Source organism: Rhodohalobacter sp. 614A, assembly GCF_021462415.1.
Taxonomy (GTDB): domain Bacteria; phylum Bacteroidota; class Rhodothermia; order Balneolales; family Balneolaceae; genus Rhodohalobacter.
This window is the reverse complement of sequence record NZ_JAKEDS010000002.1, coordinates 660,650-685,100: the sequence shown is the minus strand read 5'-3', so window position 1 is coordinate 685,100 and position 24,451 is coordinate 660,650. Positions and strand designations below refer to the sequence as shown.

20 protein-coding genes are annotated in these 24,451 nt (G+C 40.3%); 14 read left to right on the top strand and 6 right to left on the bottom strand.

The genetic code is table 11. The features are described from left to right. Window positions 1-33 precede the first annotated feature (33 nt). From L0B18_RS11680 to L0B18_RS19870, 9 genes are all read left to right on the top strand, one after another. Complete coding sequence (locus tag L0B18_RS11680) at window positions 34-882, top strand: putative phage abortive infection protein (RefSeq protein WP_234571959.1); 849 nt, start codon at window positions 34-36, stop codon at window positions 880-882. A 159-nt stretch (window positions 883-1,041) separates the two neighbouring features. Next, window positions 1,042-1,710: a hypothetical protein gene (locus L0B18_RS11675; protein WP_234571958.1), complete on the top strand. Its 669-nt coding sequence runs from the start codon at window positions 1,042-1,044 to the stop codon at window positions 1,708-1,710. 2 nt (window positions 1,711-1,712) lie between these two features. Next, entirely contained in the window at window positions 1,713-2,405 is a 693-nt protein-coding gene (locus tag L0B18_RS11670) for a hypothetical protein (protein ID WP_234571957.1), read from the top strand. A 128-nt stretch (window positions 2,406-2,533) separates the two neighbouring features. Next, window positions 2,534-4,213 (top strand): InlB B-repeat-containing protein, encoded by a 1,680-nt coding sequence (locus tag L0B18_RS11665; protein WP_234571956.1) that lies wholly within the window; start codon window positions 2,534-2,536, stop codon window positions 4,211-4,213. Between the two features lie 157 nt (window positions 4,214-4,370). Then, on the top strand, window positions 4,371-5,510 hold the full coding sequence (locus L0B18_RS11660) for a PIN domain-containing protein (protein ID WP_234571955.1): 1,140 nt from the start codon (window positions 4,371-4,373) through the stop codon (window positions 5,508-5,510). A gap of 559 nt (window positions 5,511-6,069) precedes the next feature. After that, complete coding sequence (locus tag L0B18_RS11655) at window positions 6,070-6,468, top strand: pyridoxamine 5'-phosphate oxidase family protein (RefSeq protein ID WP_234571954.1); 399 nt, start codon at window positions 6,070-6,072, stop codon at window positions 6,466-6,468. 206 nt (window positions 6,469-6,674) lie between these two features. Then, window positions 6,675-7,811: a redoxin domain-containing protein gene (locus tag L0B18_RS19875; protein WP_234571953.1), complete on the top strand. Its 1,137-nt coding sequence runs from the start codon at window positions 6,675-6,677 to the stop codon at window positions 7,809-7,811. A gap of 350 nt (window positions 7,812-8,161) precedes the next feature. After that, the gene (locus L0B18_RS11645) at window positions 8,162-9,016 is read left to right on the top strand and encodes a sulfotransferase domain-containing protein (RefSeq protein WP_234571952.1); all 855 of its coding nucleotides are present in this window, start codon (window positions 8,162-8,164) and stop codon (window positions 9,014-9,016) included. A gap of 141 nt (window positions 9,017-9,157) precedes the next feature. Beyond that, window positions 9,158-10,687, top strand: a complete 1,530-nt coding sequence (locus L0B18_RS19870) for a S41 family peptidase (protein ID WP_234571951.1) — start codon at window positions 9,158-9,160, stop codon at window positions 10,685-10,687. 60 nt (window positions 10,688-10,747) lie between these two features. Here the strand turns inward: L0B18_RS19870 and L0B18_RS11635 are convergent, their stop codons facing one another. From L0B18_RS11635 to L0B18_RS11625, 3 genes are all read right to left on the bottom strand, one after another. Continuing rightward, a complete protein-coding gene (locus tag L0B18_RS11635; RefSeq protein ID WP_234571950.1) occupies window positions 10,748-11,230 on the bottom strand; it encodes a DUF4199 domain-containing protein in 483 nt (160 codons plus the stop codon). A gap of 181 nt (window positions 11,231-11,411) precedes the next feature. After that, window positions 11,412-12,680, bottom strand: coding sequence for a glucose-1-phosphate adenylyltransferase (locus tag L0B18_RS11630; protein ID WP_234571949.1), 1,269 nt, complete (start codon window positions 12,678-12,680; stop codon window positions 11,412-11,414). Between the two features lie 9 nt (window positions 12,681-12,689). Continuing rightward, window positions 12,690-14,126, bottom strand: a complete 1,437-nt coding sequence (locus L0B18_RS11625; RefSeq protein ID WP_234571948.1) for a glycogen synthase — start codon at window positions 14,124-14,126, stop codon at window positions 12,690-12,692. Between the two features lie 284 nt (window positions 14,127-14,410). Here L0B18_RS11625 and L0B18_RS11620 point away from each other — a divergent pair, with 284 nt between their 5' ends. After that, entirely contained in the window at window positions 14,411-15,337 is a 927-nt protein-coding gene (locus tag L0B18_RS11620; RefSeq protein ID WP_234571947.1) for an ABC transporter ATP-binding protein, read from the top strand. Continuing rightward, entirely contained in the window at window positions 15,334-16,629 is a 1,296-nt protein-coding gene (locus L0B18_RS11615) for an ABC transporter permease (RefSeq protein WP_234571946.1), read from the top strand. Before L0B18_RS11620 ends, L0B18_RS11615 begins: the two co-directional genes overlap by 4 nt. Window positions 16,630-16,695: 66 nt before the next feature. On the opposite strand, the gene L0B18_RS11610 is transcribed toward L0B18_RS11615, so the two are convergent. Together L0B18_RS11610 and hisN are read right to left on the bottom strand one after the other, a co-directional pair. Then, on the bottom strand, window positions 16,696-19,020 hold the full coding sequence (locus L0B18_RS11610) for a hypothetical protein (RefSeq protein WP_234571945.1): 2,325 nt from the start codon (window positions 19,018-19,020) through the stop codon (window positions 16,696-16,698). After that, window positions 19,007-19,783, bottom strand: a complete 777-nt coding sequence (gene hisN, locus L0B18_RS11605) for a histidinol-phosphatase (protein WP_234571944.1) — start codon at window positions 19,781-19,783, stop codon at window positions 19,007-19,009. Before hisN ends, L0B18_RS11610 begins: the two co-directional genes overlap by 14 nt. Before the next feature lie 137 nt (window positions 19,784-19,920). Here hisN and L0B18_RS11600 point away from each other — a divergent pair, with 137 nt between their 5' ends. Continuing rightward, window positions 19,921-20,682, top strand: a complete 762-nt coding sequence (locus L0B18_RS11600; protein WP_234571943.1) for a hypothetical protein — start codon at window positions 19,921-19,923, stop codon at window positions 20,680-20,682. 157 nt (window positions 20,683-20,839) lie between these two features. Further along, a complete protein-coding gene (locus L0B18_RS11595; protein WP_234571942.1) occupies window positions 20,840-23,014 on the top strand; it encodes a Tex family protein in 2,175 nt (724 codons plus the stop codon). A 71-nt stretch (window positions 23,015-23,085) separates the two neighbouring features. Here L0B18_RS11595 and L0B18_RS11590 read toward each other — a convergent pair whose 3' ends face one another. Next, the gene (locus L0B18_RS11590; protein ID WP_234571941.1) at window positions 23,086-23,313 is read right to left on the bottom strand and encodes a DUF2283 domain-containing protein; all 228 of its coding nucleotides are present in this window, start codon (window positions 23,311-23,313) and stop codon (window positions 23,086-23,088) included. A 215-nt stretch (window positions 23,314-23,528) separates the two neighbouring features. On the opposite strand from L0B18_RS11590, the gene argB reads away from it, so the two are divergent. Beyond that, complete coding sequence (gene argB / locus L0B18_RS11585; protein WP_234571940.1) at window positions 23,529-24,428, top strand: acetylglutamate kinase; 900 nt, start codon at window positions 23,529-23,531, stop codon at window positions 24,426-24,428. Window positions 24,429-24,451 lie beyond the last annotated feature (23 nt).

The following is a 24,451-nucleotide window of genomic DNA, read 5'->3' as shown; positions in this document are numbered from 1 at the left end:
ATAAACATAACCGTTTGAAAACTTAGTATTAGATTGAAAACTATAACCTTTTTTTGGATCGTAGGCACCTCTGTTGCACTAATATTGATAGCTGTAATAGGTGTATATTTAAATTCTGGATTTATTAATGGAACATTTACTATTGAGCCCTCAATAAGTAGTTATTTTGGAACTTTTTTAAACAGTTTATTGAGTGTCTTTTTATCAACGCTTACTGTTGTTTTAATTTGGCTAACCTATAAATCACAAAAACGCGAATTAGAAGAAACAAAAAAAGTACTTGGTAAGCAGCAATTTGAGTCTATCCTTTTCAAATTGATAGATAATCACAGAAAACTAAAAGATAGTATCGTTATTTATGATGCAAGTTTGATGTGTAATAATGACTCTACAAAAAATGAAAGACATGAAGGGGTTAGAGCATTTGAAGTAATTAGATATGATTTCTTAAAATATTACAAATATAGAGTTGGAGTTAATCCAGATCAGAGTTTACGAACTAAACCTGAAGAAACATTCTATCAAAGAATTGCAGAGGATTATACAATAACTAAAGAAGACTATTCGAAAGAAAGCTCAGTCCATATTTATAACGAATATTTTTCGAAAGTTGGGAAAATTTATGGCCACTATTTTCGAAATGCATATCATATTTTGAAGTATATAAGTGAACATGCAGATGGTAATGACCGATTTGTTTACTCAGATTTCTTCCAATCTGAATTATCGGAGCACGAATTATTTATGCACTTTTACAATGGTCTCGCATTTAACAAAATGCATGGTTTTTTAGACGAATTGAATTTCTTAGAAAATCTAGCTGAATCAACACTAATTGAATCTAGTGTTCACAAAAGTTTTTATAAAACTAAATTCAAGTAAAAAGTTGCCTAACAATCGCATTAACGGCGGACGCAGACGTGGCTTTGATTAAATTTCTTGCCAATAATTGTTCAAATGAGTAGCCTTTTAATAAATCATAATCCCTGCGCCGGTTATGCGGTAGGCCGTTAGCTGTCTTTACAAATTTGAACTCGGCGAATGAATAAAAGAGAATTTATGAATAATGTAATTGAAATTTATGTAGACGCAAGAAACGTGCGGTTTGCTGAACTTGAAATTTCTCAATCAAAAGTTCGAAGAGGAAGAAGCCATACTGTATCGAGTACAGTTGAAGATTTATTGGCTTGTTATTTAGTTGATGCCTTTCCAATGATTGACAAAATTATGCTGGATCAAGCGATAACTTTTCAAATAGGATCAAAGAAAAAGACCATCCACCCTGACCTTTCAATAGTTGTTAACAATGAAATAAAGTGTTTTATAGATTTAAAAATGGATTTGGGTAGAAAAAGAGAAGCTATTTTGTCAATCCACGAAAAGGCGAAATCACATCTTAGAGCTGTATGCGGTAAATCAGTAACTTATAAAGATGGAATAACAAAAGAAGAATTTGTAATAAAAGTATCAGAGAAAGCATCTTATCCAATAGCAGTAATCAGTCGAAAAAACATAAATATCAATGCATTATGTTCTCAGCTCGATGAACTTTGTGGGCAAAATGGTTATAAAAATTCTAAATATTACTTTTTCACTGATGGAGTACATCCAAATATTCAGAGTTCACAAAAAGCTTACCGTGAAATTACACTATTACCTGATTTCGATGAATTTATAAATGACATTGCCCTTCTTATAAATTCCAATTAAAAATGAAACTGTTATTAATCATATTAACTATGCTCTTTGTGAGTATTACTAAGTTAAATGCCCAAATTTTAGAAGAAGATATCGAGTTACAGACAAATGGTATCTCTGTCGAGTATGAAAATAAATTTCAAGAAAACATTGATATTTTCTTGGCAGTTTTATCAGACTTCGGGGTTACTGATGCTATCAAGCCAATAATTATCGAAATCAGCTATGAGGATAGACAAGGGTATATTGCCATAAGAGCCAAATATAAGCACGAAGACATTTTTGCAAGAGGAACTGAATATTATAATCATAATTTGTCATCAAAATACTTTGGTGATGGAATAAGTGTTGGTTTAATTGATCATATTTTCACCGCCTTAACAAGATATAAGCGAACAGTAGCTACAGACGGATTGGATTTTAATCAAGACATATCTGACTTAACAAACATTATTCGTCTAACTAATAATGAGGGAAATTGGGTGAATTTTTACTCATACAATTACGCTCAATCTGGTTACTATAGATTCAACTATTACAACCATGTGCTCTTAAATCACAATAACGAACGTTATACTATTGAGACTGTTAATTTTAGAGCATTATCTGAGTTTAAATATTTTGTGATAGGAGCTGCTTCTGGTTTAGATGGTAAAAAGTCAGGAAACTATTACTTACGCAGATTCTTTCAGCTCGATGATGAATAGACAGCTAACAAAGTGTTTCCTGCTGGCGGGTTTGCGTTGATTGCTGAAATTCAATATCACAGCCCCGCAACAGAAACACCAAACCGTTAGCGGTCAATAATGGCCAGAAAACAAGACTGCGTTACTTCATGAGAAAATTATCAATACCATTTTTACTTGCTAGTTTACTGCTTCTTACGGACTGTTCTACTGAGAACACGCCGATCTATACGTTGTCTACAAATGTTAATCCCTCTGAGGCAGGCTCAGTAAATCCATCTTCTGGTGAATTTGATGAAGGCACCGAGGTTGAATTAACTGTAACACCAAACGAACATTGGGTTTTTAATGGATGGCAGGGGGACCATTCCGGAAATCGAAATCCAGCTTCTATCGTGATGGATTCCGATAAGAGTATCACTGCACAGTTTATAAAAAGAGAATACCCGTTAACTATTAATGTAGAAGGGGAAGGAAGTGTACAGGAAGAAGTTATTCAACAAAAAACGACGGATTATCCTCATGGTACAATAGTTCAACTCACTGCAAATCCAGCGGAAGGCTGGGAGTTTATCGAATGGAGTGGGAATATAGAGGGCAACGAAAATCCAAAAACGATTACTATCAATGAAGATATATCTGTTACTGCTGTATTCGAGATTCAATCATTCTCAATAACGGTACAGGTTGAAGGAGAAGGAAGTGTAATACTTAATCCTGATAAAGAAGAATATGAGCAGGGAGAAGAAATTGAAGTAACTGCGGAGGCTGAAGAAGGTTGGATTTTTTCTCATTGGGAAGGAGACACAACCGGGAATAAAAACCCGATAAATATTACTGTTGACGACAACAAAAATATAACGGCTATTTTTGAGGAAGCCCCAAATACTATGGCCATTAGCTTACCACAACAGGGGAATGTGACAATATTACAGGCAAACAATGCCCCAAGTGGAGTAGTTTTTGTTTCGACTGAAGAGGTGGCATTTGACGATGGAAATGACGGTATTTGGCGTTCAAGCGATGATGGGCAATCTTGGGATAAAACTGCTGAAATCAATGTGAATTTTATTACTATCGCGGCTAATGAGCCTGATTTGGTTTTCGCTGGCCACGATGATGGGTATTTAATATCTCAGGATGGAGGACAAACATGGGATGTCGGTTCAATCGATAATACCTTATCAGGTGATCCGCTTTCCTTAAATAATGCAGCAATAATAACAGCAACCGATGGTATTTATGTTGTTACAAGTGATGCACTTGGGTTTGGATTGTATAAGTCAACAAATTTAGGGCAATCTTGGCAACATATTCTATCATCTGATGATGTGAGTGATACATTCGATGCACTGCTTCAACACGTAGAGATATCTCCTGAAAATTCAAATGTAATCTATACATCAACATCATTTGATCATAACATTTGGAAATCAACAAATGGAGGCAGTACTTTCTCATCAATCAAGAGTGGAATAACGATCAGTCCCTTTGTTTTTGCTGACGGAATAGTGGTAAATCCAGATAATTCTCAGGAGTTGCTTATTCAGGGGCATAATAGCAGTGATGGAGGCTCAACCTGGAACCAGCAAGATGTATCTCCTTTAAGTAATATTTGGATTGATAATATTCTGATTAAAGTAGAGAATAATAGAATATTTGGGTCTCATGACTTGGGCGATTCATGGACTGAAATAGTTCAGTTGGTGGGCGATAATTTGCCCAGTATCAATAATCCAGTCTTATTTTTATCAGAAGATGGGTTGTTTATAAAATCAAACAATGATGTCTACAAAACTGATTTATCCGTAATTAAGTCAAACCTGTAATTAAAAAAGATGATGACTTGACCTCTAACAAAGCAATTCCTGCTGACCGGCTCGCGTTGATTGCTCGATTTTTGAGTTGATTGCCCCGCAGCAGAATTGCCATACCGTTATATGATTACAATGGTAAATTTTTCCTAAACAGTTCAGGTGATATTAATTGACTAAACAAAAATCAGCTGATATCGATCCTTCTGAAAAGTATGTTTTTTTAGATACGGAAGTGTTTATACAGCAAAATTTTCAGTATGAACGTGGGTTGTTAGCGGCTTTTTCTCAGCACGTCCAGTCTAATAGGGTTCAATTGATTATCACCGAAGTAACTGTCGATGAAATCATTGATAATATATCAAATTTTGTCGATGATGGATTCTCTGCTTTGCAAAGTTTACGAACTAAAGGTAGGATTCTTAGGAACTCTAAATCTCCCAACATAGCTCATTTCTTTAAAGATCATAAAAGAAATAAAATATTGAATGATCTTAAAAAACAGTTTAGGACTTTTTTAAGTAGTACAAATGCAGTAATTATTCCAGTTGATACGATTAAGCCTTCAGTCGTATTCAAAAGATATTTTTCGTCACTACCTCCATTTCATAACCCAAAGAAAAAGGCCGAATTTCCTGATGCATTTTCTCTTGAAATATTATATAAATATTGTGAAGAAAATAATATAAAACTCAATGTTGTATCAAATGATCCTGATTGGAAAGAAGCCTGTAAGGTTTATAATTTTGATCATTTTGAGATGATAGATGGTTTTTTGCAGTCACTACAGAAGGAAACAGATTTATTCCAAAGTGCACGAGAACTGCTTGAGTATATTTTACCCAAGAGTTATACGTATGGAAGTAAAATACAAGACGAGGGAAAAAATGATCAATTAAGAAATCTTGAGTCTAAGATTTATGAAGAGTTTCAAACGCTTGGTTTTTTTGTGGCAGATCGTGATGCAATTGTCACAAATATTGAAGTTGAAAACATTAATTACTACGAGCATAATGTTGTAAATGTAACTCCTGATACGATTGATTTTTCTTTAGAATTAGGAATAAACTATACGGCGTATTTAGAGTATTTATCGAATAGAGGTATTCCAGGCCATATTTCAGAAATGTATGCTCGGAGGAGTCCATTTTCAGATTTAGGACATCCACAATCAGTTTATGAATGGGCTAGAATCCGTATTGTTGCTACAATTAATTGGGACCCTATTAAGAAAACTGCAGGTGAGTTGTTGAATTTCAATATTGTTAATCCAACTGATTTCCATGTATATGTAGAAAATTATGAAAGCTAGTTTTGATTATTAGTCATATAACAAGCATTTCCTGCCGACCGGTTTCGTTTATACTTAAATTTTTAAATTGATAGACCGGCGGCAGAAATGCCACGCCGTTATACAGTTTTATCCAATTCATGATGTAAGCAAAACCGTAAATGTCGCAACCCCAACCCTCCCTCCTGCTATCTTCGTCCCTTCTTCAGACCAAAACCTGACCAACCCCGTACCAACTCCCTAATTTTACGGAGTAAACACGGAGTATATACGGAGTTGTTTCGGAGTTAATTTAAGGATGATCGTACACTTTCGGTATCCTTATAGCTTGAAATCACATTTTTACCAACTGAGAATTAAAGACTCGCCGGACATAACGATTGTTTCGGATTCAAGCCGGATATCTTAATTAAAGATCCAAAAAAGAGTTGACAATTTTGCCGGATAGATTGAAGTTGATAGAAGGAAATGAAGTCAGATGATCAAACAAAAGAGGACGCTCATAATACATTTTTTCAAGTCACTCCCTCACCACATGATTGGCTTCAAACATCAAAAATTATAAAGAGAAATTGCAGTTATGTCACAGCTTACAAAAGAGATGAAAGAGATGATCCGGTCTCAGCAATGCTTTCACGCTACTATTAGTAAAGACGGAATTCCCAATAATGCTCCCAAACGCTCCACCCGTGTTTTCAATGACGAAACACTCATTTTTACCGAAGGCACCGGCGGCAGAACCTATCAGAATATTTTGGATGGTTCGAAAGTGGTAACGGCCGTTGTAAACACAGAGATCATGGATGGATACCGGTTTATCGGAAACCCTGAAGTTCTGACTAACGGAGAGATTTATGAGAAAACCGCAGAGATGTCACTTAAGGCGGGAATGCCAAAGCCCAAGGCAGCTATTTTGCTCAACATCGAAGAGATTCACAGTCTGAAACCCGGGCCTATGGCCGGTAAAAAAATTGGCTAATTCAATCTTTTATCCAATCGTATGATTTAAAGAAGTAAGGAATAAAGAACCAATCATTTCGACTCGTTTTTAATGTACGGTCGCTGTTTTTTTAACGAACTATAACACCCGGTTATTTGGTTTAAAGATGGTATGAACGTATTTATACAGCAATCCAAATATGCTGCCGGCATAACTATCTTAAAAAATTAACCAACTTAACCTACGTGACCTCCAAAACGTCTTTTTCACTCTTCGCTCTCTCCCTCCTTTTATGTATCTCTTGTACAACAACTCCTGAAGAACAAGAAACCGTTTTTACGTTAGAAGGAAAACTTCACAACGCTGACCAGCAGACAATCCGTCTCTTCCAGGCTACCGGTTTAAACGCCAATGAATTTGATGTTGTGGATACACTCACCGTCAATGCAGACAGTACCTTTTCGACATCCTACAGTTTGGAACCTCATCTGTATGAGTTGCGAATCAACGATTCGCTGGATGTGCCGATTGTTGCGGATTTCGGCCAGAATATCGTAATCAATTTCTCATTGGACGGCGAGTATGAAGTGACCGGATCGCCGGATACCGATCTGTTTGAAGAGTATGAAGAATTCCGCAGAAGGATTTTGAGAGAAATTGTGTACCCGGTGCGTGATCCGCTGGAAGACCTGGTAGATGAAAATAACCCGGAAAATGCCGAACGAATCGAACAGCTTGGAACACAAGTGTTTCAGGCAGAGGAAACCTATCGCGATACGCTGCTCCATGCCGTGCAGGACATGGGAACCTCGATTGCCATCTATCCAACAATGGTCCGCTGGGACGGAGACAAGCACATGGATTATTATGAACAACTGGCTGCAGATTTCTCCGAAGAACACGAAGGACTTGTAGTGGCTGAATTTGTATCAGAGAAAGTCCGGATTCTGAAACAGGTTTCCATTGGCGGGGAGGCATCAGAAATCTTGGCTCCGAATCCCGACGGCGAAGAAATCTCACTTTATAATAACTTAGGTACCTATACTCTCATCGACTTTTTTGGGAGCTGGTGTGGTCCCTGCCGATCCGAAAGCGATCACTTGAACAGAATGTACGACCAATACAACGATGCCGGATTTGAAATCTTCGGCTTTGGCGTGGAGTTCAACAGGCAAAGCTGGCTCCGGGCACTTGACCAGGACAGCAGAACCTGGACCAATGTATCAAATGTGGATGGGTACGATGGAGAAATCGCAAAAGAGTATGCCATCACTTCCCTGCCAAAAAACTTCCTCGTGGATGAGGATGGAATCATCATCGCAAAAGATCTTCACGGCGGGGAACTCGAGGAAAAACTGGCCGAACTGTTCCGGGATAACTGAAGTAATAAACGTCATATTGAGCTCAGCGGAGTAGCCTGCCCGAATTGTTGTGGAAGTCGAAATATTTGTTTTCGACTTCATTTTTCGTCCCTCCTTATTGCGCTTAAACTGACGAATCCTAATTCAGTTATCCTATTAAACCGTGCTTTTCTTCTTCACAAAAAATGCCCTCACTTCCGAAGTAAATACTATCTTAGTAAGCCTACTGACCAAACCCGCTCACTTGTTGCCATCCTCACATTAAATAGCTAATCTCTTCACTGAACAGATTCATTTCTTCTGAACCTATAGTTTTTGACCCAATCAATACAGGTTAAACAAACTTCAAATCGTTCAAACAGACGGATAAGATGAATCGGATACAACCATTACGTGCATACTTTGGTCACCACAAATGTGCTTCAACATGGATAAGCTTAATCCTGCAATTGGTATGCGATGAATTACAGTTGACATACAAAAGTGCACATGCTCCGGAAGTGTTCGAATATGACCTTAACCGGTATTTAAATGAAAATCATATCGATTTTTTTTCGTACACAAATGCCAATATAAAGCATGTAAAAAAAATTGATAACTTTTTAGGGTTTCATGTAATTCGTGATCCAAGAGACATTATTGTTTCCGGCTATTATTCTCACCTATATTCACATCCCATAAGAGGTTGGCTTGCTCTTGTAGATCACAGAAATAAACTAAAGGAGCTTAGCAAGGAGGATGGATTACTTCTTGAAATGGAATTTGTCAGGGATAGATTTGAGGACCTTTACAATTGGGATTATACTCAAAAAAATGTACTGGAAATGAAGATGGAAGAGTTGATTCGTTCTCCGTATAACTCAATTTTAGAAGCGATGACTTTCCTGGAAATGGTGGATGATTCCCCTCGTATAAAACACAGCATTAAAAACCTCCTTATCACGGTATTGAATAGAATCAATGCTAAAACGGGAGGTTGGATTCCTTATCGCATAAAGAGAACAAAAATTCCAGCCGAACGATTGTTAGGTCACATATTCCAAAAACGATTTTCGAAATTATCCAAAGGTCGTGATAGAGGTCAAGAAGATACCAAAAGTCACTACCGTAAAGGTATTTCCGGCGACTGGGTCAATCATTTTAGCCAGGAACATATTCGGTTCTTTAAGGAGGAATACAACGACTTGTTGATTAAATTAGGATATGAGAAAACTTCCGCCTGGTAAACGAAATCATTCCTATATCTCTTTCTTCTTCGTAAAACCTTAGAGTATCCAAATGATTGTCTGTAATGGTTCTCGTTGTTATTCGTCTGTTCAACGAAAGGCTTCCCAACGGAACCATTAATTGCCATCAAATTTACAAACGTGATTCCTTCACATACTATTCCGGAATACATTCCCAGCCATTTCTTCAAAACCTCTTTCTTAAAAACTCTACTCCTTATCCTCCATCTTCTGCTCGTGCATGTTTATGTTTTTGCACAGGATTCAGCAAATCCATTGCCAAAAGATGTACTTACTCAATCCCAAATGCAGGAAGATTTTACGATCATGATCAACGCTGTAAAGGAAGTGCATGGAGGACTACATCGATTTACTGACAAAGAAGAGTTAGAGCAAAATTGGACATCCTATTACAACCAGATACAAGGTCCGGCATCAAAATTAGAGTTTATCACTCTGTTATCTGAAGCACTTACAGAAGTGAGAGACGGCCACATGAGACTGGAATATGATGAAGAAACCGATACAAAACGTGCAAATGCATCCCGATTTCCATTGGATGTCACGATAGAAAATGGCGAGAAGTTGATGGTTCTTTATAATGAAACGCCGGCAAATACAACCATAAAACCCGGCATGGAAATTCTGTCTATAAACGGTCACTCCGCCTCCTCTGTGATCCATACGATTATGAAAACGATCAGCGGTGACGGTTATATTGAAACGGGTAAACTCAGCCGGATCGGACGAGGCTTTGATTCTTATTATTGGCTGTTTGTTGAGCAGGCTGAAACGTTTGAGATTACCGCAAAAACTCAAAATGGGGAAACAGTTACCGCAACTCTTGATGGAGTGAAAGGATCCGACCGAAGTGATAACAAGAACCAAAATCCGGTGAATCGCGAAATTCTGCAGCATTCGCCCCTGCCCGGACGACAATCAGATATTGTAACCCTGAATTTTTCTCACAATAACGATATTGCTCATCTGCAGGTCCGATGGTTTTTGGGTGAAGATTTTATTTCCGAGATTGATTCTGCCATGGAAGAAATCCGATCAAAGAACGCGGAGATGGTTATTCTGGATTTGAGAGGAAATGGCGGCGGCGTTGAAGCCTACGGAGCTCACCTTATTTCCTGTTTTACGGACAAACCGTTCCGCTATTTCGACCGGATTGAGGTCATATCTATTGATCCGTCATTCACAACATGGAAGCCGGACACTTACGAAGATTTACGAAATGGAACCGAACCCAATAGTGATGGCGGATACCTGGTCACCAACAAATTGTATGATGAGCTAACGATACAAGAACCTGTTGACCAACCATTCACCGGACAGCTTTTTGTACTGATTGACGGAGGCACCTTTTCTACCGCAGCGGACGTGAGTGCGATTCTTCACAATATGAACAGAGGAACATTTATCGGGGAAGAAACCAGTGGCGCATACTCGGGCAATACCTCAGGACTCAATGCGCAAGTTGAATTACCTAATTCCGGAGTGCATCTAAAGGTTCACATGTACGGTTTCTGGAATGCTGTTGAAGTTCCTGAAAAAGGCAGAGGAACACTGGCCCATTATTCTGTAGAAAACAAGGTTATAGATTTGATAAAAGGTTCAGATGCTCAGAAAAACAAAGCTGTAGAACTCCACTTAGCCAAAGATTAATTCTATTCTTCACGCGATTCAGAAATCTGATTCAATCCATTCACTCTATCCCGGAGAAGTTTAAGCGGCAGATTTCCTTGTGAAAATCGCAACAATAGCTGACGTAACAACTCCCATAATCAGGGCGCCAATGGCACTTTGCATCATATAGTTATTTAATGAGAAATATGCTTCTGCCTCCTCCCTGTTCATATTTCCACTACTGACTGCATAATCAATCACGTTTGGGAAATAATCTGGTGTAATCAGTGTGTGAGTCAGATATTGAGCCGGCGGGCTAAGAATAACAACCACCAGCGTGATTATCAATCCGGAAACAAAGCCTTGTCTCCATGTCATGACTCCATTGTAATCCCGTTTTCGTTTGTCGAGAAGTGCCAAAACATAAATAACGAGGGCCGGGATGGCGAAAAGATTTGTCATGGTAGCATGTTGATCAATATTCTCGCCGTGCCATCCCATCAGTCGTTCAAAAATCATCCACAACAAAGCTACAATTGTGAAAATCAGTCCCCATTTGATCTCCGTGGTGTACTTTTTCATATACCTGTATTGAGTGAGAGTTGAAACGGAATGTAGTACAGGCAGAGAAATAATCCTACAGCTATCAGCTATCAGCTATCAGCTATCAGCTATCAGCTATCAGCTATCAGCTATCAGAAAATTTTAAAAGTGACAGTGTTTGTCAAACAAACTGTTTATTGCAGACTGAACACTGTTCAACCTAAATACTGTACCCGTCCGGAATGACCTCTCCTTTTTGGATGATGACGATTCCATCCACAACAGAGTGTTTTTCATATTCGCCATCTTCAAGATGCGGGCCGCCAACAATCTTGACGTCATTCCCGATTCGAACGTTTTTATCGAGAATAGCTCGGCTGATAAAGCAGCGCTGGCCGATTCCCATCATTGGTCGATCCGACTGACGGTCTATATCTTCCTGTGTGGCAAATGTATCGTTACCCATCACGATGGAGTTTTCAATCGTTGTTCCTTTCCCGATCCTGGCTCGAATTCCGATGACCGATTGTTCAATCCGGCTTGCTTCAATGATACAGCCTTCAGCAATCAGGACCCTTTCGAGGCTTGTGCCGGTTAATTTGGAAGCCGGCAAATATCTTGCTCTCGTATAAATAACCTGTTCGTTGTCATACAGATTGAAAGCTGGCACCGTGTTGGAAAGCTCAAGATTTGCATCAAAAAAGGAGCTGATGGTTCCGATATCTGTCCAATAACCGTTAAACAAGTAGCTCGAAACTTTACTTCCTTCCTCAATGGCTTTTGGAATGATCTCTTTTCCGAAATCGGTTGCATCTGGATTTTCATCAAAAAGACGCAGCATAATGTCTTTACTGAATACATAAATCCCCATGGATGCAAGATATTCCTTGCCCTTTGCTTTCATTTCCGGGGCAGTGTCAGATGCCCATTTAGCCAATTCCTCAGATGAGGGCTTTTCCACAAAGCTTTCGATCAATCCGTCTTCGTTGGTTTTCATGATACCAAAACCGGTGGCTTCTTCTGCCGTAACGGGCAACGTGGCAATGGTTACGTCTGCATTTTCTTTATCATGAACTTCCAGCAGCTTTCGATAATCCATCTGGTAAAGCTGATCACCGGAGAGTACGAGAACATGATCATAGTCGTAATTGGCTAAGTGATGAAGTGACTGGCGTACAGCATCCGCCGTCCCCTGAAACCAGTTGGTACTTTTGGGTGTCTGCTCAGCCGCAAGAATATCAACAAAACCGTGAGAAAAAAGATCAAAATTATACGTGTTTTTGATATGCCTGTTCAGCGAAGCAGAGTTAAACTGTGTGAGAACAAAAATTTTACGGATCCAGGAATTCAAACAGTTTGAAATCGGGATATCTACCAACCGGTATTTTCCTGCGATTGGAACCGCAGGTTTACTTCGGTGACGTGTCAACGGATCGAGACGTGTACCTCTTCCTCCTCCTAAAATAATAGCGATCGTTTTATCTTCCATGCTCATAACTTATCCCTTCATAGATTTATACATTGATATGTAATTTTGTGCGGCTTTTTTCCACGAAAAATCCAGATTCATTACATGCCTTCGTTTATTATCAAATAAGCGCTTTTTATTAAATATTTCCACCGCTCTTTCTACCGCTTCAAAGGCTTCCTGAAGATTAAATTCTCCGAAAACAAATCCGTATCCGTCTTCTTCCTGAACGTCTTTTACCGTATCTGCCAAACCTCCTGTTTTCCGAACTACGGGAATAGTACCGTACCTCATACTATAAAGCTGGTTCAGTCCACAAGGTTCCACCCGGGAAGGCATCAAAAGAAAATCACTTCCGGCATAAATTAAATGAGCAAGTCCCTCATTGTATTCTAACCGGGAGTCGAAATAACCGGTGTATTCATTTTGAAGATTCTCAAAAACGGAATGCAGCGAAGGTTCTCCGGTTCCCAAAACAATAAAGTTTGCATCAATTCCTTCACTGTGGCTTTTTTTGATGAGATCCGGAAGCAAATCGGCTCCTTTCTCCCGAACCAGTCTGCCGATAAAGGAAAAGAGCGGTTTTTCTGGAGTTAATGAAAAATGTTCACAAAGCTTCTCTTTATTTTTCTTCTTCCCCGACTTGTAGTTTTTAGCAGAGTAGTGGTCTTCCAAATAATTATCTGTGGCGGGATCCCAGATTTCTGAATCGATACCATTCAAAATCCCTAGTGTTTTTTCACTTTCAGCCCGAAGAAGATGTTCAAGTCCATGGCAGTATTCCTGAAGTTCATCCATATAGCCCTCGGAAACGGTTGTTACTTTCCAGGCTGTTTTAATTCCCGCTGCAAGTGAATTGAGTGTTTCATCCCAATCCAGAAGACCGATTTTGTAATGATCAAAATCCGGAAGCAATGCCGTACTATCCATGTCATATCGCCCCTGGTACTCGCCATTATGAATGGTCAGAACGGTGGGCACATGTTTCAGCTTTTCGTAACGATAACTCTGGGTCATCATGAAAGGAACCAGCGCTGTGTGATGATCGTGACAATGAACAATATCCGGAATATTTTCTTGTTGATTGATCCAATCAAGAGCGGCAATTTGAAAACTGAAAAAACGTTCTTTCTCGTCCCAATACGCATAGCCGGACCATGGATCAAGATAGACTCCGGGACGGTCAAATCGGCCGGGAATATCAATCAGGAATAATTCAAAACCCAAATCCGGTTGTATCAATTTACTAACCCTGTATGCGAAAGAAGCTTGTCCGAATGGAGCCCGTTCTTCGAGAAGCAATTCGGTCTCCGCTTTTTCCATCCAGCTGTTATAATAGTGAGGTAAAATAACCTTTGCCGTTTCCCCGGCCTGGTTTAAATATTTTGGCAATGCTCCAACAACATCCCCTAATCCCCCGGCTTTTGCAATGGGATAACACTCTGCAGAAATATGAACAATATGCATGTTTTCATTTTAAAAATTTCGGGCTCAACCAAACCCTGAACATCATTGGTAGAAGAAATAAAAAGATCGCGCCATCCGCAACGGCCTTAATCTTTTAGTAATATAAAACCCTTTTTATGTTTTATCATTCAATAATTATCCAATGATTTATTCATCGGTTTAATTCTGTTTTTCTATCTGCAATCCGGCTTTTATCTAAGGAAGATTCTTCCTATTGTTACACCTCATTTGTTGATTGCTTTCATAAGAATTCAACTATGTTTTTTCTAAACAAATGAACTGAAATGACTACGATTCAGGTACAAAATCTAAGTAAAGCTTTTGGTAAAACGTTAGCCGTTAACAATGTCTCCTTTGAAGCGAAGCAGGGACGTATTTTCGGACTTCTCGGCCCGAACGGTGCCGGCAAGACGACAACCATCCGGATGATTAACTACATCATTCCACCGGATGCCGGCGAAATAACCATCAAAGGAAATAAAGTGGGCCCGAATACTCAAAAACTGATTGGGTATATGCCTGAAGAGCGCGGACTCTACAAAAAAATGAAAGTCGGGGAACAGCTTCTCTACCTGGCCCAATTGAAAGGTTTGAGTGCCGGTGAGGCTAAAAAGCAGATTCGCTACTGGCTGGAACGCTTCGGCGCCATTGACTGGCATTCCAAGGTAGTTGGTGAACTATCCAAAGGAATGAGCCAGAAAATTCAGTTTATCTCTACGATTGTTCATGATCCCGAGATTTATATTTTTGATGAGCCATTCAGCGGCCTCGATCCCATCAATAGCGAATTATTGAAAGAGATTATTATTGAACTGCGCGAAAAAAATAAAACCATTCTATTCTCCACACACCGGATGGAACAGGTTGAACAGATGTGCGATGATATCTGCCTGTTTAATAACGGGAAGGTTGTATTGACCGGAAATCTGAGAGAAATCAAAAAAGAATTTGGCAAAAACACTGTTCTTCTTGAATTCCAGGGAGATGCTTCATTTTTAGATGAATTGGAGGATATTCGTATCAATAATCGTTCAACGAATTTTGCCGAGATTCGAATTCTGAATGGATTAAACCACCAGGATATTCTGAAAAAGGCGATGGAAAAAGCAGAGGTTCACAAATTCCAGTTGGTTGAACCTTCTCTTAACGAAATTTTTATATCTACCGTGGGTGAAGATAACATCAAAAATCAACAACAATTAGCATCATGAGTTGGCGACAGGTTTTCTTGGTATTGAAGCGGGAATACATGACCCGCATTAAAAGTAAGGGCTTTATTGCGGCTACCATTTTGGTGCCGGTGGGATTTGCAGCCATGTTTGGTATTGGCGTTTTTATCTCTATCTGGGACAGCGATATCACCTTTGAAATCGGTGTGATTGACAATACGCAAGTTCTTGTACAGTCGCTCGAAGACCTGAATGCCGACCGATACACTGATTTTAGTAACGTTTCGGAAGATTCTCTGCGATCATTGGTACAGCAAGAGCAGATTACCGGATATGTAATTTTGGATGAAGATAACATCACTACTGATAAAACCATTGAGTTGATCTACAGCGGAAGCGGCGGTATTCAACTCCTGAATTCCATTCGGTCGGACATGCGCGAAGTGATTCGTGAAGAACGCCTGCAACGGGCAGATGTATCCGAAGACATCAAAAATATTTTTGAAACAAGCATCGCACTCGATTCACGGAGATTAACCGCCGAGGGTGAAGAAACCGAAGACGATACAGCATTTTTCACGTTTGTGGGCATGGCCATGGGCTTTGTTATCTTCTTTGCCATTTTTGGTTACGGTGGCTATATCATGCGGGGTGTGATTGAAGAGAAAACCAACCGAATTGTTGAGGTCATCACTTCATCCGTAAAACCGATTGAATTGCTCTCAGGAAAAATGGCGGGTGTTGGCGCGCTTGCCATCACACAATTTGGAATCTGGATTATTGCCCTGTTTGGTTTGTCGTCCATTGCCGGCCCGATTGCAGCTTCCCTGATGACTGATCAATCAACACAAATGAGCGAAGCGATGGGTGCCGCCGAGCAGGCAGAGGTTCCGGCTTTCCTGGATATTCCAACCATTGAAACTTCATTAATCGTCTATTTTATTCTCTTTTTTATTTTGGGATACGTCCTGTACAGTTCTCTGTTTGCCGCAATTGGTTCTGCCGCAGATTCCGAGACCGATACCCAGCAGCTTATGATGCCGGTAACCATCCCGATTATGTTGGCTTATTTCATCATGTTTCATGCCTGGAGAAGTCCCGACAGTACATTGTCCATCATCAGTTCGCTGATACCATTCTTCTCTCCTATTGTGATGATTACGCGAATTGCCATAACTGAAGTCCCGTTCTGGCAAATTGGATTAGCGATGTTCCTGATGCTTCTCACATTTGTAGGAACGATGTGGCTGAGTGCCAGAATCTACAAAGTAGGGATTCTAAGCTACGGTAGTACAGCCGGTTTCAAGGACATTTTAAAATGGATTCGGCAGTGATTTTATTTTAATCAACAGAAGTACAGCTTGTTGATATGATATCTGTACTTCTGTGATTACTTTTCCCTAATTTGATTGATAGCTTTCCAGCAGTATCCTGACTCTCTCATCATACTCTTCCTGTAAAACCTGTTCTACCAAAGAATTTCTGGCTGATCCGTTCACGTACTGAAGTGCTGAAGCCGCCCTGTATCTGATTCCGGGATGAGTATCGGCAAAAAGTTCTGACAATCGCTCTTCCCAATTTCGGGATGACCGATCATATTCCAACACAATTTCCAGCGCTTCGTTTCTAACTTCATAAGGAAACTGTTCCGTGATAAATGTAGAAGCCATTTCAACGGCCGATTCTTCCTCACCTTTTTCTGCGAGTAACTGAAGGATCAAAGGCACATGTTCAAGAACCGGCTCACGGGACACAAGGTTTCCGGCGATGGTATTGAATCGCTCGGCATCAGTAACCTCAGCCATGGATCGGATCGCCGCTTGTTGAAGCTCAGCATTCTCGGATTGTAGAATCACAGTTTGAAGGCGACTGATGACACGCTCATTGTTTGGAAATTCAGCAAGTGCCTGTACCGCCGCGGTTCGAACCGCCGGATGCTGCTGGTTGGATGAGTAATCGAGAAACCGCTGATCCATTCCGGAAGCACCGGCTGTTAATTTAGAGAGCGCGCGAACAATTTCGGCATAAACTTCAGGGTTGGATTCCACGCGTAGAATATCGTCAAGAGCAAGTTGTAAATCTGGATTATCAGTAAAAGCGGCCAACCCTTTTGCCGCTTCCTGGCGCTCTTGGGGATCAGAACTATTTCTGAGCTGATAAATCCAAAACATAAATGGTTTTTCAACATTCAGTTCAATGTCATCACGCCCCTCAATACTTAGCAACATGTTTTCAATTCCGGAAGAAACACTGAGTACAGAACTCTCCGATTCGCCCGTAAATGTTACTTCATGCTGCCGAGGTCCCTGGAAAGTTATTTCCTCTACGGAAACGGTTACCAATTCATCCACACTTTGATTTACGGCTTCGAAATTAATTTGAATGGTGTTATCGGTCTCATTCCAGTCCATGCCGGCCGTGTAGACAATCGGTTGGCTTTCTTCGCTCTCCGGATCCTCAAACTCAAAACCTTCAAAGAAAGGCTGACCACTCCGGTTATATATAATTTCTGATAATTCATTCCATCCCAAAATGTTATGACCATCGTTGAAAATAGTATTGAGCGATGAATCCAGTGAGGCTTTAAATCGCGGCAGGTCGTTTGAGTTCATAAAATTTTCCCATTTGGAAAAACTATATGGAGAGAAAACATCATAGGGTTCGAAGCCGTCATTCGTTTCAGGTTCTAAATCAAACAACTGGTTTGAAAGCCGTGCATGAATGGCCTGAATGGCATCGGCATCATTCCATTGTTCTTCCCTGATATATGTTCCGATCCATTGGCTTAGAACTCCCCGCCTGATCTGATTTTCAATATCGCCCCGATCCCGGTACACAAAAAGGATTCCGGCAGCATACGTTTTGGTCTCCCAAAAATCATTATCCAGAATAACAATGTTCAAATCACGGAATGGATAAGGTGTGCGTAAACTGTTACGAACCGTTTGAAGGGCGTTGGTTGCTACCGTTGCTAAATTGGCGTCTGTATCAACTTCTGTCTCCGAATAAACATGAACCTGAATGGGTGATTGATTCCCATCCCGGCGAAGCCTGTTTACATTTTCAGACCCGCTTTCATAAAATTCACCAAGGGCCCATCCCAAAGCCGTTGCCGGAATTTCACTACTGGTTTGAAAAGTGCTTCGTTCCTCGTCAACACTTACCACACCGGATTCCATTCTCCTTCCGTTGGCAATCATCGTGTTTCCGGATGGATGGGTAAATACAAACTCTGTTGTAAACTGTGCCCTGGGATGATCAATAACCGGAAGCCAGTGCCGTGTTGACTTGGGCAATTGGGACGTCCATGTGATTCGGTTTACATCTCTGAGGACGCCATATTTCGGATTTGCTTCGTATTGGATTCGGATGTTCAAAACCGATTGCTGAGCAAAGACCTCATCAAGATAAATGGCAAGCTGATCATTCTGTGCACTAAACTGTTTTTCGGCGTCATTTACCCATACGCCAAGAATATTAAGTCTGCTCGCATCAAAAACCAGGGAATCGGGATCATCGACATTCACCGATGCCCTGTAGAGAACGTCTCCCTCAATGGCACCAAATTCATCAATATGAATATCAGCATTCAGATGCTGTAGAGTGATGTCCAGTTTCGGGTATTTTTGATAATCCCAATCCTGTGCATACAGCAGGTTGACAGAACAGAAAACAAAAAGTAGCGCGGTTGACAGTGTGATTTTTCTCATTTCAGGAAACTTCATCAAATAGTGGAATAATTTGTTTAACTAACGTTTTATTTGTTGAAATAGCATTGCCTGTTTCAATCGTTTCTTCTCCATGAACATCAGAAAAAGAACCTCCTGCTTCTTTGATAATCGGTAAAAGTGCGGCAGCATCCCAAATGCTTAAAATGGGATCGATCATAATATCGGCTCTGCCGGCAGCAACCATCAAGTGTCCATAGGCATCTCCCCAGGTTCGGTGAATGCGTGTAGATTCCAAGAGGGAATCCAGCGGTTTTTGAAATCCGTGTTCGCCATAAGTCGTAACATCCGTTGTCAAAAAGGTAGCCTTGCTCAGTTCATCGCACTTTCTCACATGGATTTCGGAACCATTTAGCGTACAACCCAAACCGGTTGCTGCGGATGCAATTTCATCCAATGCCGGTGCATAAATAATTCCGACTTCCGGTCTACCTTTGATCAAAATTCCAATGAGCGTTGTATAGAAAGGAATACCGTGAATGAAGGATTGAGTTCCATCAATGGGGTCCAAAACCCAAACAACATCGCTGTTTTCATTCTCCCTGCCAAACTCTTCACCGATAATTCCATGATCAGGGAAATGCTTATGAATCATTTCACGAATAATTTTTTCCGCATTTCGGTCAGCATTTGTAACAGGAGTGTCGTCTGATTTAAACTCCAGGTCAAATGATTTTTTAAAATAGTTGAGTGTTGATTTCCCACCAGCCTTCGCAAACTCTACTGCCGCGCTCTGTAGTTCTTGTAGTGATATATCCATACTTCGTTTGTTAATTTGCCTTTTCATTCGGGCAATTTTAATATATGCTTAATTTCAAAAATGATCAGGTGTAAGCATTACATTTTAAAATCATATTCTGACTTCTACAGTTCAAGTCATACAAAAACTATTCTATTATGAGAAAATCATACCATATTCCATTATCTCTTGTTCTTTTATTCATCTTTTCTGTTGACTTGAAAGCACAGGAAGGCCCGGAAAAAACAACTGCATACGGTGTTTCAAGGGAGACTCATCTTGGAGGAAGTCGAATTTATACTTTCAAAAACACTGACGTTGTTGGCAGCCCGCTTCTGAATGATGAATTTAAAAATGGGCGTTTTCTTTTTAAATCAAATAACCAAAGTGACATTGTACCCATCAATTACGACCTTGAGCAGAATCAAATTTTATATAAAAAAGACGGGCAGATTTTAATTCTTGAAAATGAAAATATAAAAGGGTTCTCTTTTGAATTACCTGATGATTTTGATTCATCTGAAAACATCCAGGAAGTGTACACCTTAGAACTTACGGACAAAGAGTTTGGCTTTGCTGAAACAATCCCTGTTCAGGTATTATACAACCAAAACGGGGCCATCAAATTATTTGCTCTTCATACAGTAAAATTTGTCAGAGGGAACAGGCAAGATCCATTCACAGGAAAAATAACCAACCGTTATAAAAACGATACTGAGTATTTTCTGGAGACACCGGATAATAAATTGCATAAACTGGGCCGATTAAGAGCAAAGGAGATTATAAAAACCATCGGTGGCGATTCTAAAAAAGAGTTGAATTCATTTATCAAACAAAATGATCTGGATGACAAGTCTCAAAAAGATTTGGTAAACCTTCTCGCGTATTATGACAAGAAAATCACGGTCAGTAATCAATAAATAAGATTTGTGTAGATTCAATGATTCACCTTCCCTGAAAAATAATCGCTCTATCCGTTAAATTTTCAGGATGAGATTGACTCAACAGATGTTTATTTTCTCTCCCTTTTGAACCACCATTCCATTGAAATTTTTAGAAGTGAAGTTTTAAACTACCATGACCGAATTACAAATCATCAAACATATTTCCTCTGCCCTGTCACTTTCCGAAAAACAGGTGCAAACTACAGCCAATTTATTAGATGAGGGAGCTACCATTCCATTTTTGGCCCGCTACCGAAAAGAAGCCACCGGTGGTTTGGATGAGGAGCAACTCCGGGCCGTTCGCGACTCGCTTGAATTCCACCGCACGCTCGAAGACCGTAAACAGACCATTCTGAAATCCATAAAAGAGCAGGACAAACTTACACCCGAACTTGAAGAAAAAATTAAAGCATGCAAGGATCTTCAAACACTTGAAGACCTCTACCTTCCCTACAAGAAAAAAAGAAAGACCCGTGGAGATATGGCCAAAGAGAAAGGTCTTGAACCGCTGGCACAGCTCATCTGGGATCAGGAAATTGAAGATGGAAATCCGCTGGATTATGCCCGGGAATACATCAGTGAAGAACATGAAATTCCCGATGCAGATACTGCTCTCAATACCTCGTTAGATATTGTAGCGGAATGGATTAACGAATCGGTTGATGTACGTGATATGCTCCGTGCAATTATGAGAAAACACGGTGTGATCACATCAAAGAAAAATCCTGCTGTAAATGAGCGAACAAATTTTGAAGATTATTATGAATTCAAAAACCGGGTTCAGTATATCAAACCCCACCAAACACTGGCGCTGAATCGGGGTGAACGGGAGAACGTGCTTTTTGTGGACCTGGAGTTAAACACCGACCGCACACTCGACAACCTGGATGATGTTGTGATTACCAATGATTTATCCATTTTTACGCCTTACCTGCAGGATGCTGTGGAAGATGCGTACAAACGCCTTCTGTTTCCATCACTGGAACGGGAACTCCGAAACGAACTGACCGAACAGGCCGATGAGCACGCCATTCTAACCTTTGCCACCAATCTCAAAAATTTGCTGATGCAGCCACCGCTTAAAGACCAGGTCGTGATGGGTGTGGATCCGGCTTACCGAACCGGCTGTAAAGTAGCGATTATCAATGAAACGGGTCAGTACCTGGAAGGTTCTACAATTTTCCCCACACCTCCTCAGAAAAAAATCGAAGAAAGTGCTCAGGTAGTGAACAGGTATATCGACAAGTACGGTGTAACTTTGATTGCCATCGGAAATGGAACCGGCAGCCGTGAAACTGAAAAATTCATTGTCGACGTGATTCGCGAGAGAAAGGAAAAGAATAAAGATGAAGTGCTGAACTACCTGATTATCAGCGAGGCGGGCGCGTCCGTTTATTCTGCTTCCAAAGTGGCTCGGGAAGAATTTCCAGAGCTGGATGCTGCCCAGCGGGGAAATATTTCAATCGCGAGACGTGTTCAGGATCCCCTTGCCGAGCTGGTAAAAATTGATCCGAAATCGATTGGAGTGGGACTTTATCAGCATGATATCAACCAAACCGCTTTATCAAAGAAGCTCGATGACGTTGTGGAAAGCTGTGTAAATGATGTGGGCGTGAATTTGAATACGGCGAGTTCCGAGCTTCTCACACACATTTCCGGATTGAGTAAAAGCGTGGCACAGAAAATTATTGAATACCGTGAAAACAAAGGCCGGTTCAAAAACCGTGAAGAGATTAAAACGATCTCAGGTGTTGGTGATTTTCGGTTCCAGCAAGCCGCCGGTTTCTTACGAATCCCCGAAGGAGAACATCCGCTGGACAATACTGCGATTCACCCGGAGAGTTATGAGGCCGCTGAAAAGCTCTGCAACTTGTTCGGAATTGATGTTGAAAATCTTACCAAAGAGCAAAAGAAAATTGAATCGTCCTTATCAAACATCAACAAAAAACAGGTAGCTGAACAGATCGGCGTTGGCGTTCCCACATTAGAACTCATCATCGAAAACCTCCAAAAACCAGGGCGTGATCCGCGTGAGTCTTTACCAAAACCATTATTAAGATCAGATATTCTCAAAATGGAAGACCTTTCCCCCGGCATGAAGCTGGAAGGGACGGTTCGAAATGTAGTAGATTTTGGCGCTTTTGTGGATATCGGCGTGAAACAGGACGGACTCCTTCACATCTCAAACATGGCGAAAGACAAGCGTGTGGATGATCCTCATGAAGAAGTTGCTGTCGGCGATATCATCAATGTAGAAATTACCAATATTGATATGGAACGCGGACGAATTGGACTGGCATTGGTATAAATAATCCATCATCGGATGAGTTCATAAACCGGAGTTTGATAAGCTGGCGTAAATACTCATCCGATGATTCTTCAGGTGATTGAATCTGAGACAGGATTTTTCTTAAAAGGAATTTTAGAAAATGATAAGTCTTCCAGATCAATCTTTTTGCTTGCATTATCAATATCGATTCCTACAATATTTCCGTCTGCATCATAATCAATAACAATACCTTCTGATACTTCTTCACTGTTTGCACTTGGATTTGAAGAAAGGTCAATATAGAGCGAATCGGTGTCAGGATAGTAATTAACTTTCATGGCTGGAACCTTCTGTCAGGGAATGCATTATGAATGGTTGTCTTATCTTCAAGTGTAATAACTCTTAAATATCTGTTTTCAAGTTCAGATCTCTCAAGGCAATAATTCAATGACTAAACTATATAAAATTCTTCCAAACTTCTCATAAGACATTTCCCCAAAGTCTTTTATTTTACAGGCTTAATCCCAAGTAAGCATTAAAAGACTCTATACCATTGTCCACAAATAAACCTGACATTAATCACCTGATTTCATCACTTTCTTTTGAGGTTGATGAAAGCCTTCTTCAATCATTAAAGGAAAAAGTATTTCTCATCAAAACCGGTGGTAATGCCCTCACAGATGATGAGACAAAAAATGAAATTATCTCGCAGATTGCCGTTCTCTATCAACTCGGAGCAAAAGTTGTGGTTGTTCATGGAGGCGGAATTGAAATCAAACAGCTATTGGACGATGTTGGTGTAATTTCTGAATTCGTTGGTGGCCATCGAAAGACCGATGCTACCGCTATGGGGTATGTGGAAATGGCTCTCAGCGGAATGGTGAACAAGGAATTGGTCGGGCTTCTAAATGCCAAAGGAGTTCAGGCAGTCGGGATTTCTGGGCGGGATGCTTCTATGGTTCGGGCTAAAAAACGATTTCACATTACAAAAAAAGATGAGGTTGAAGAGAAACACGATCTGGGTTTTGTTGGAGATGTAGACTCCGTTGACACCAAGCTCATTCACACCCTTTTGGATGCCGGCTATGTTCCGGTTCTTTCTCCAGTCTCATCCGGGGAAGACGGAAGCAGTTACAACGTAAATGCCGATATGTTTGCCGGACACATGGCGGGTTCTGTAAAAGCTGAAAAGTTTATCGCCCTCACAAACATTGATGGTTTATTGGAGGATGTTGATGATCCGGCCTCCATTATTCATGAACTATCTGCTGAGGAAGCCAAAAATTTATTCGGTTCTGTGATACAGGGAGGAATGATCCCGAAGATTGAGTCTTGCCTGATAGCGCTGGAAAAAGGCGTACAATCATCTCATATAATAAACGGTACGAAAAAGGAAACTTTATTACGTATCTTATTGACAGACAAGAAGCTTGGAACTGAAATCAAAAACTAAGATTTTCCAACTCTTTATAACTA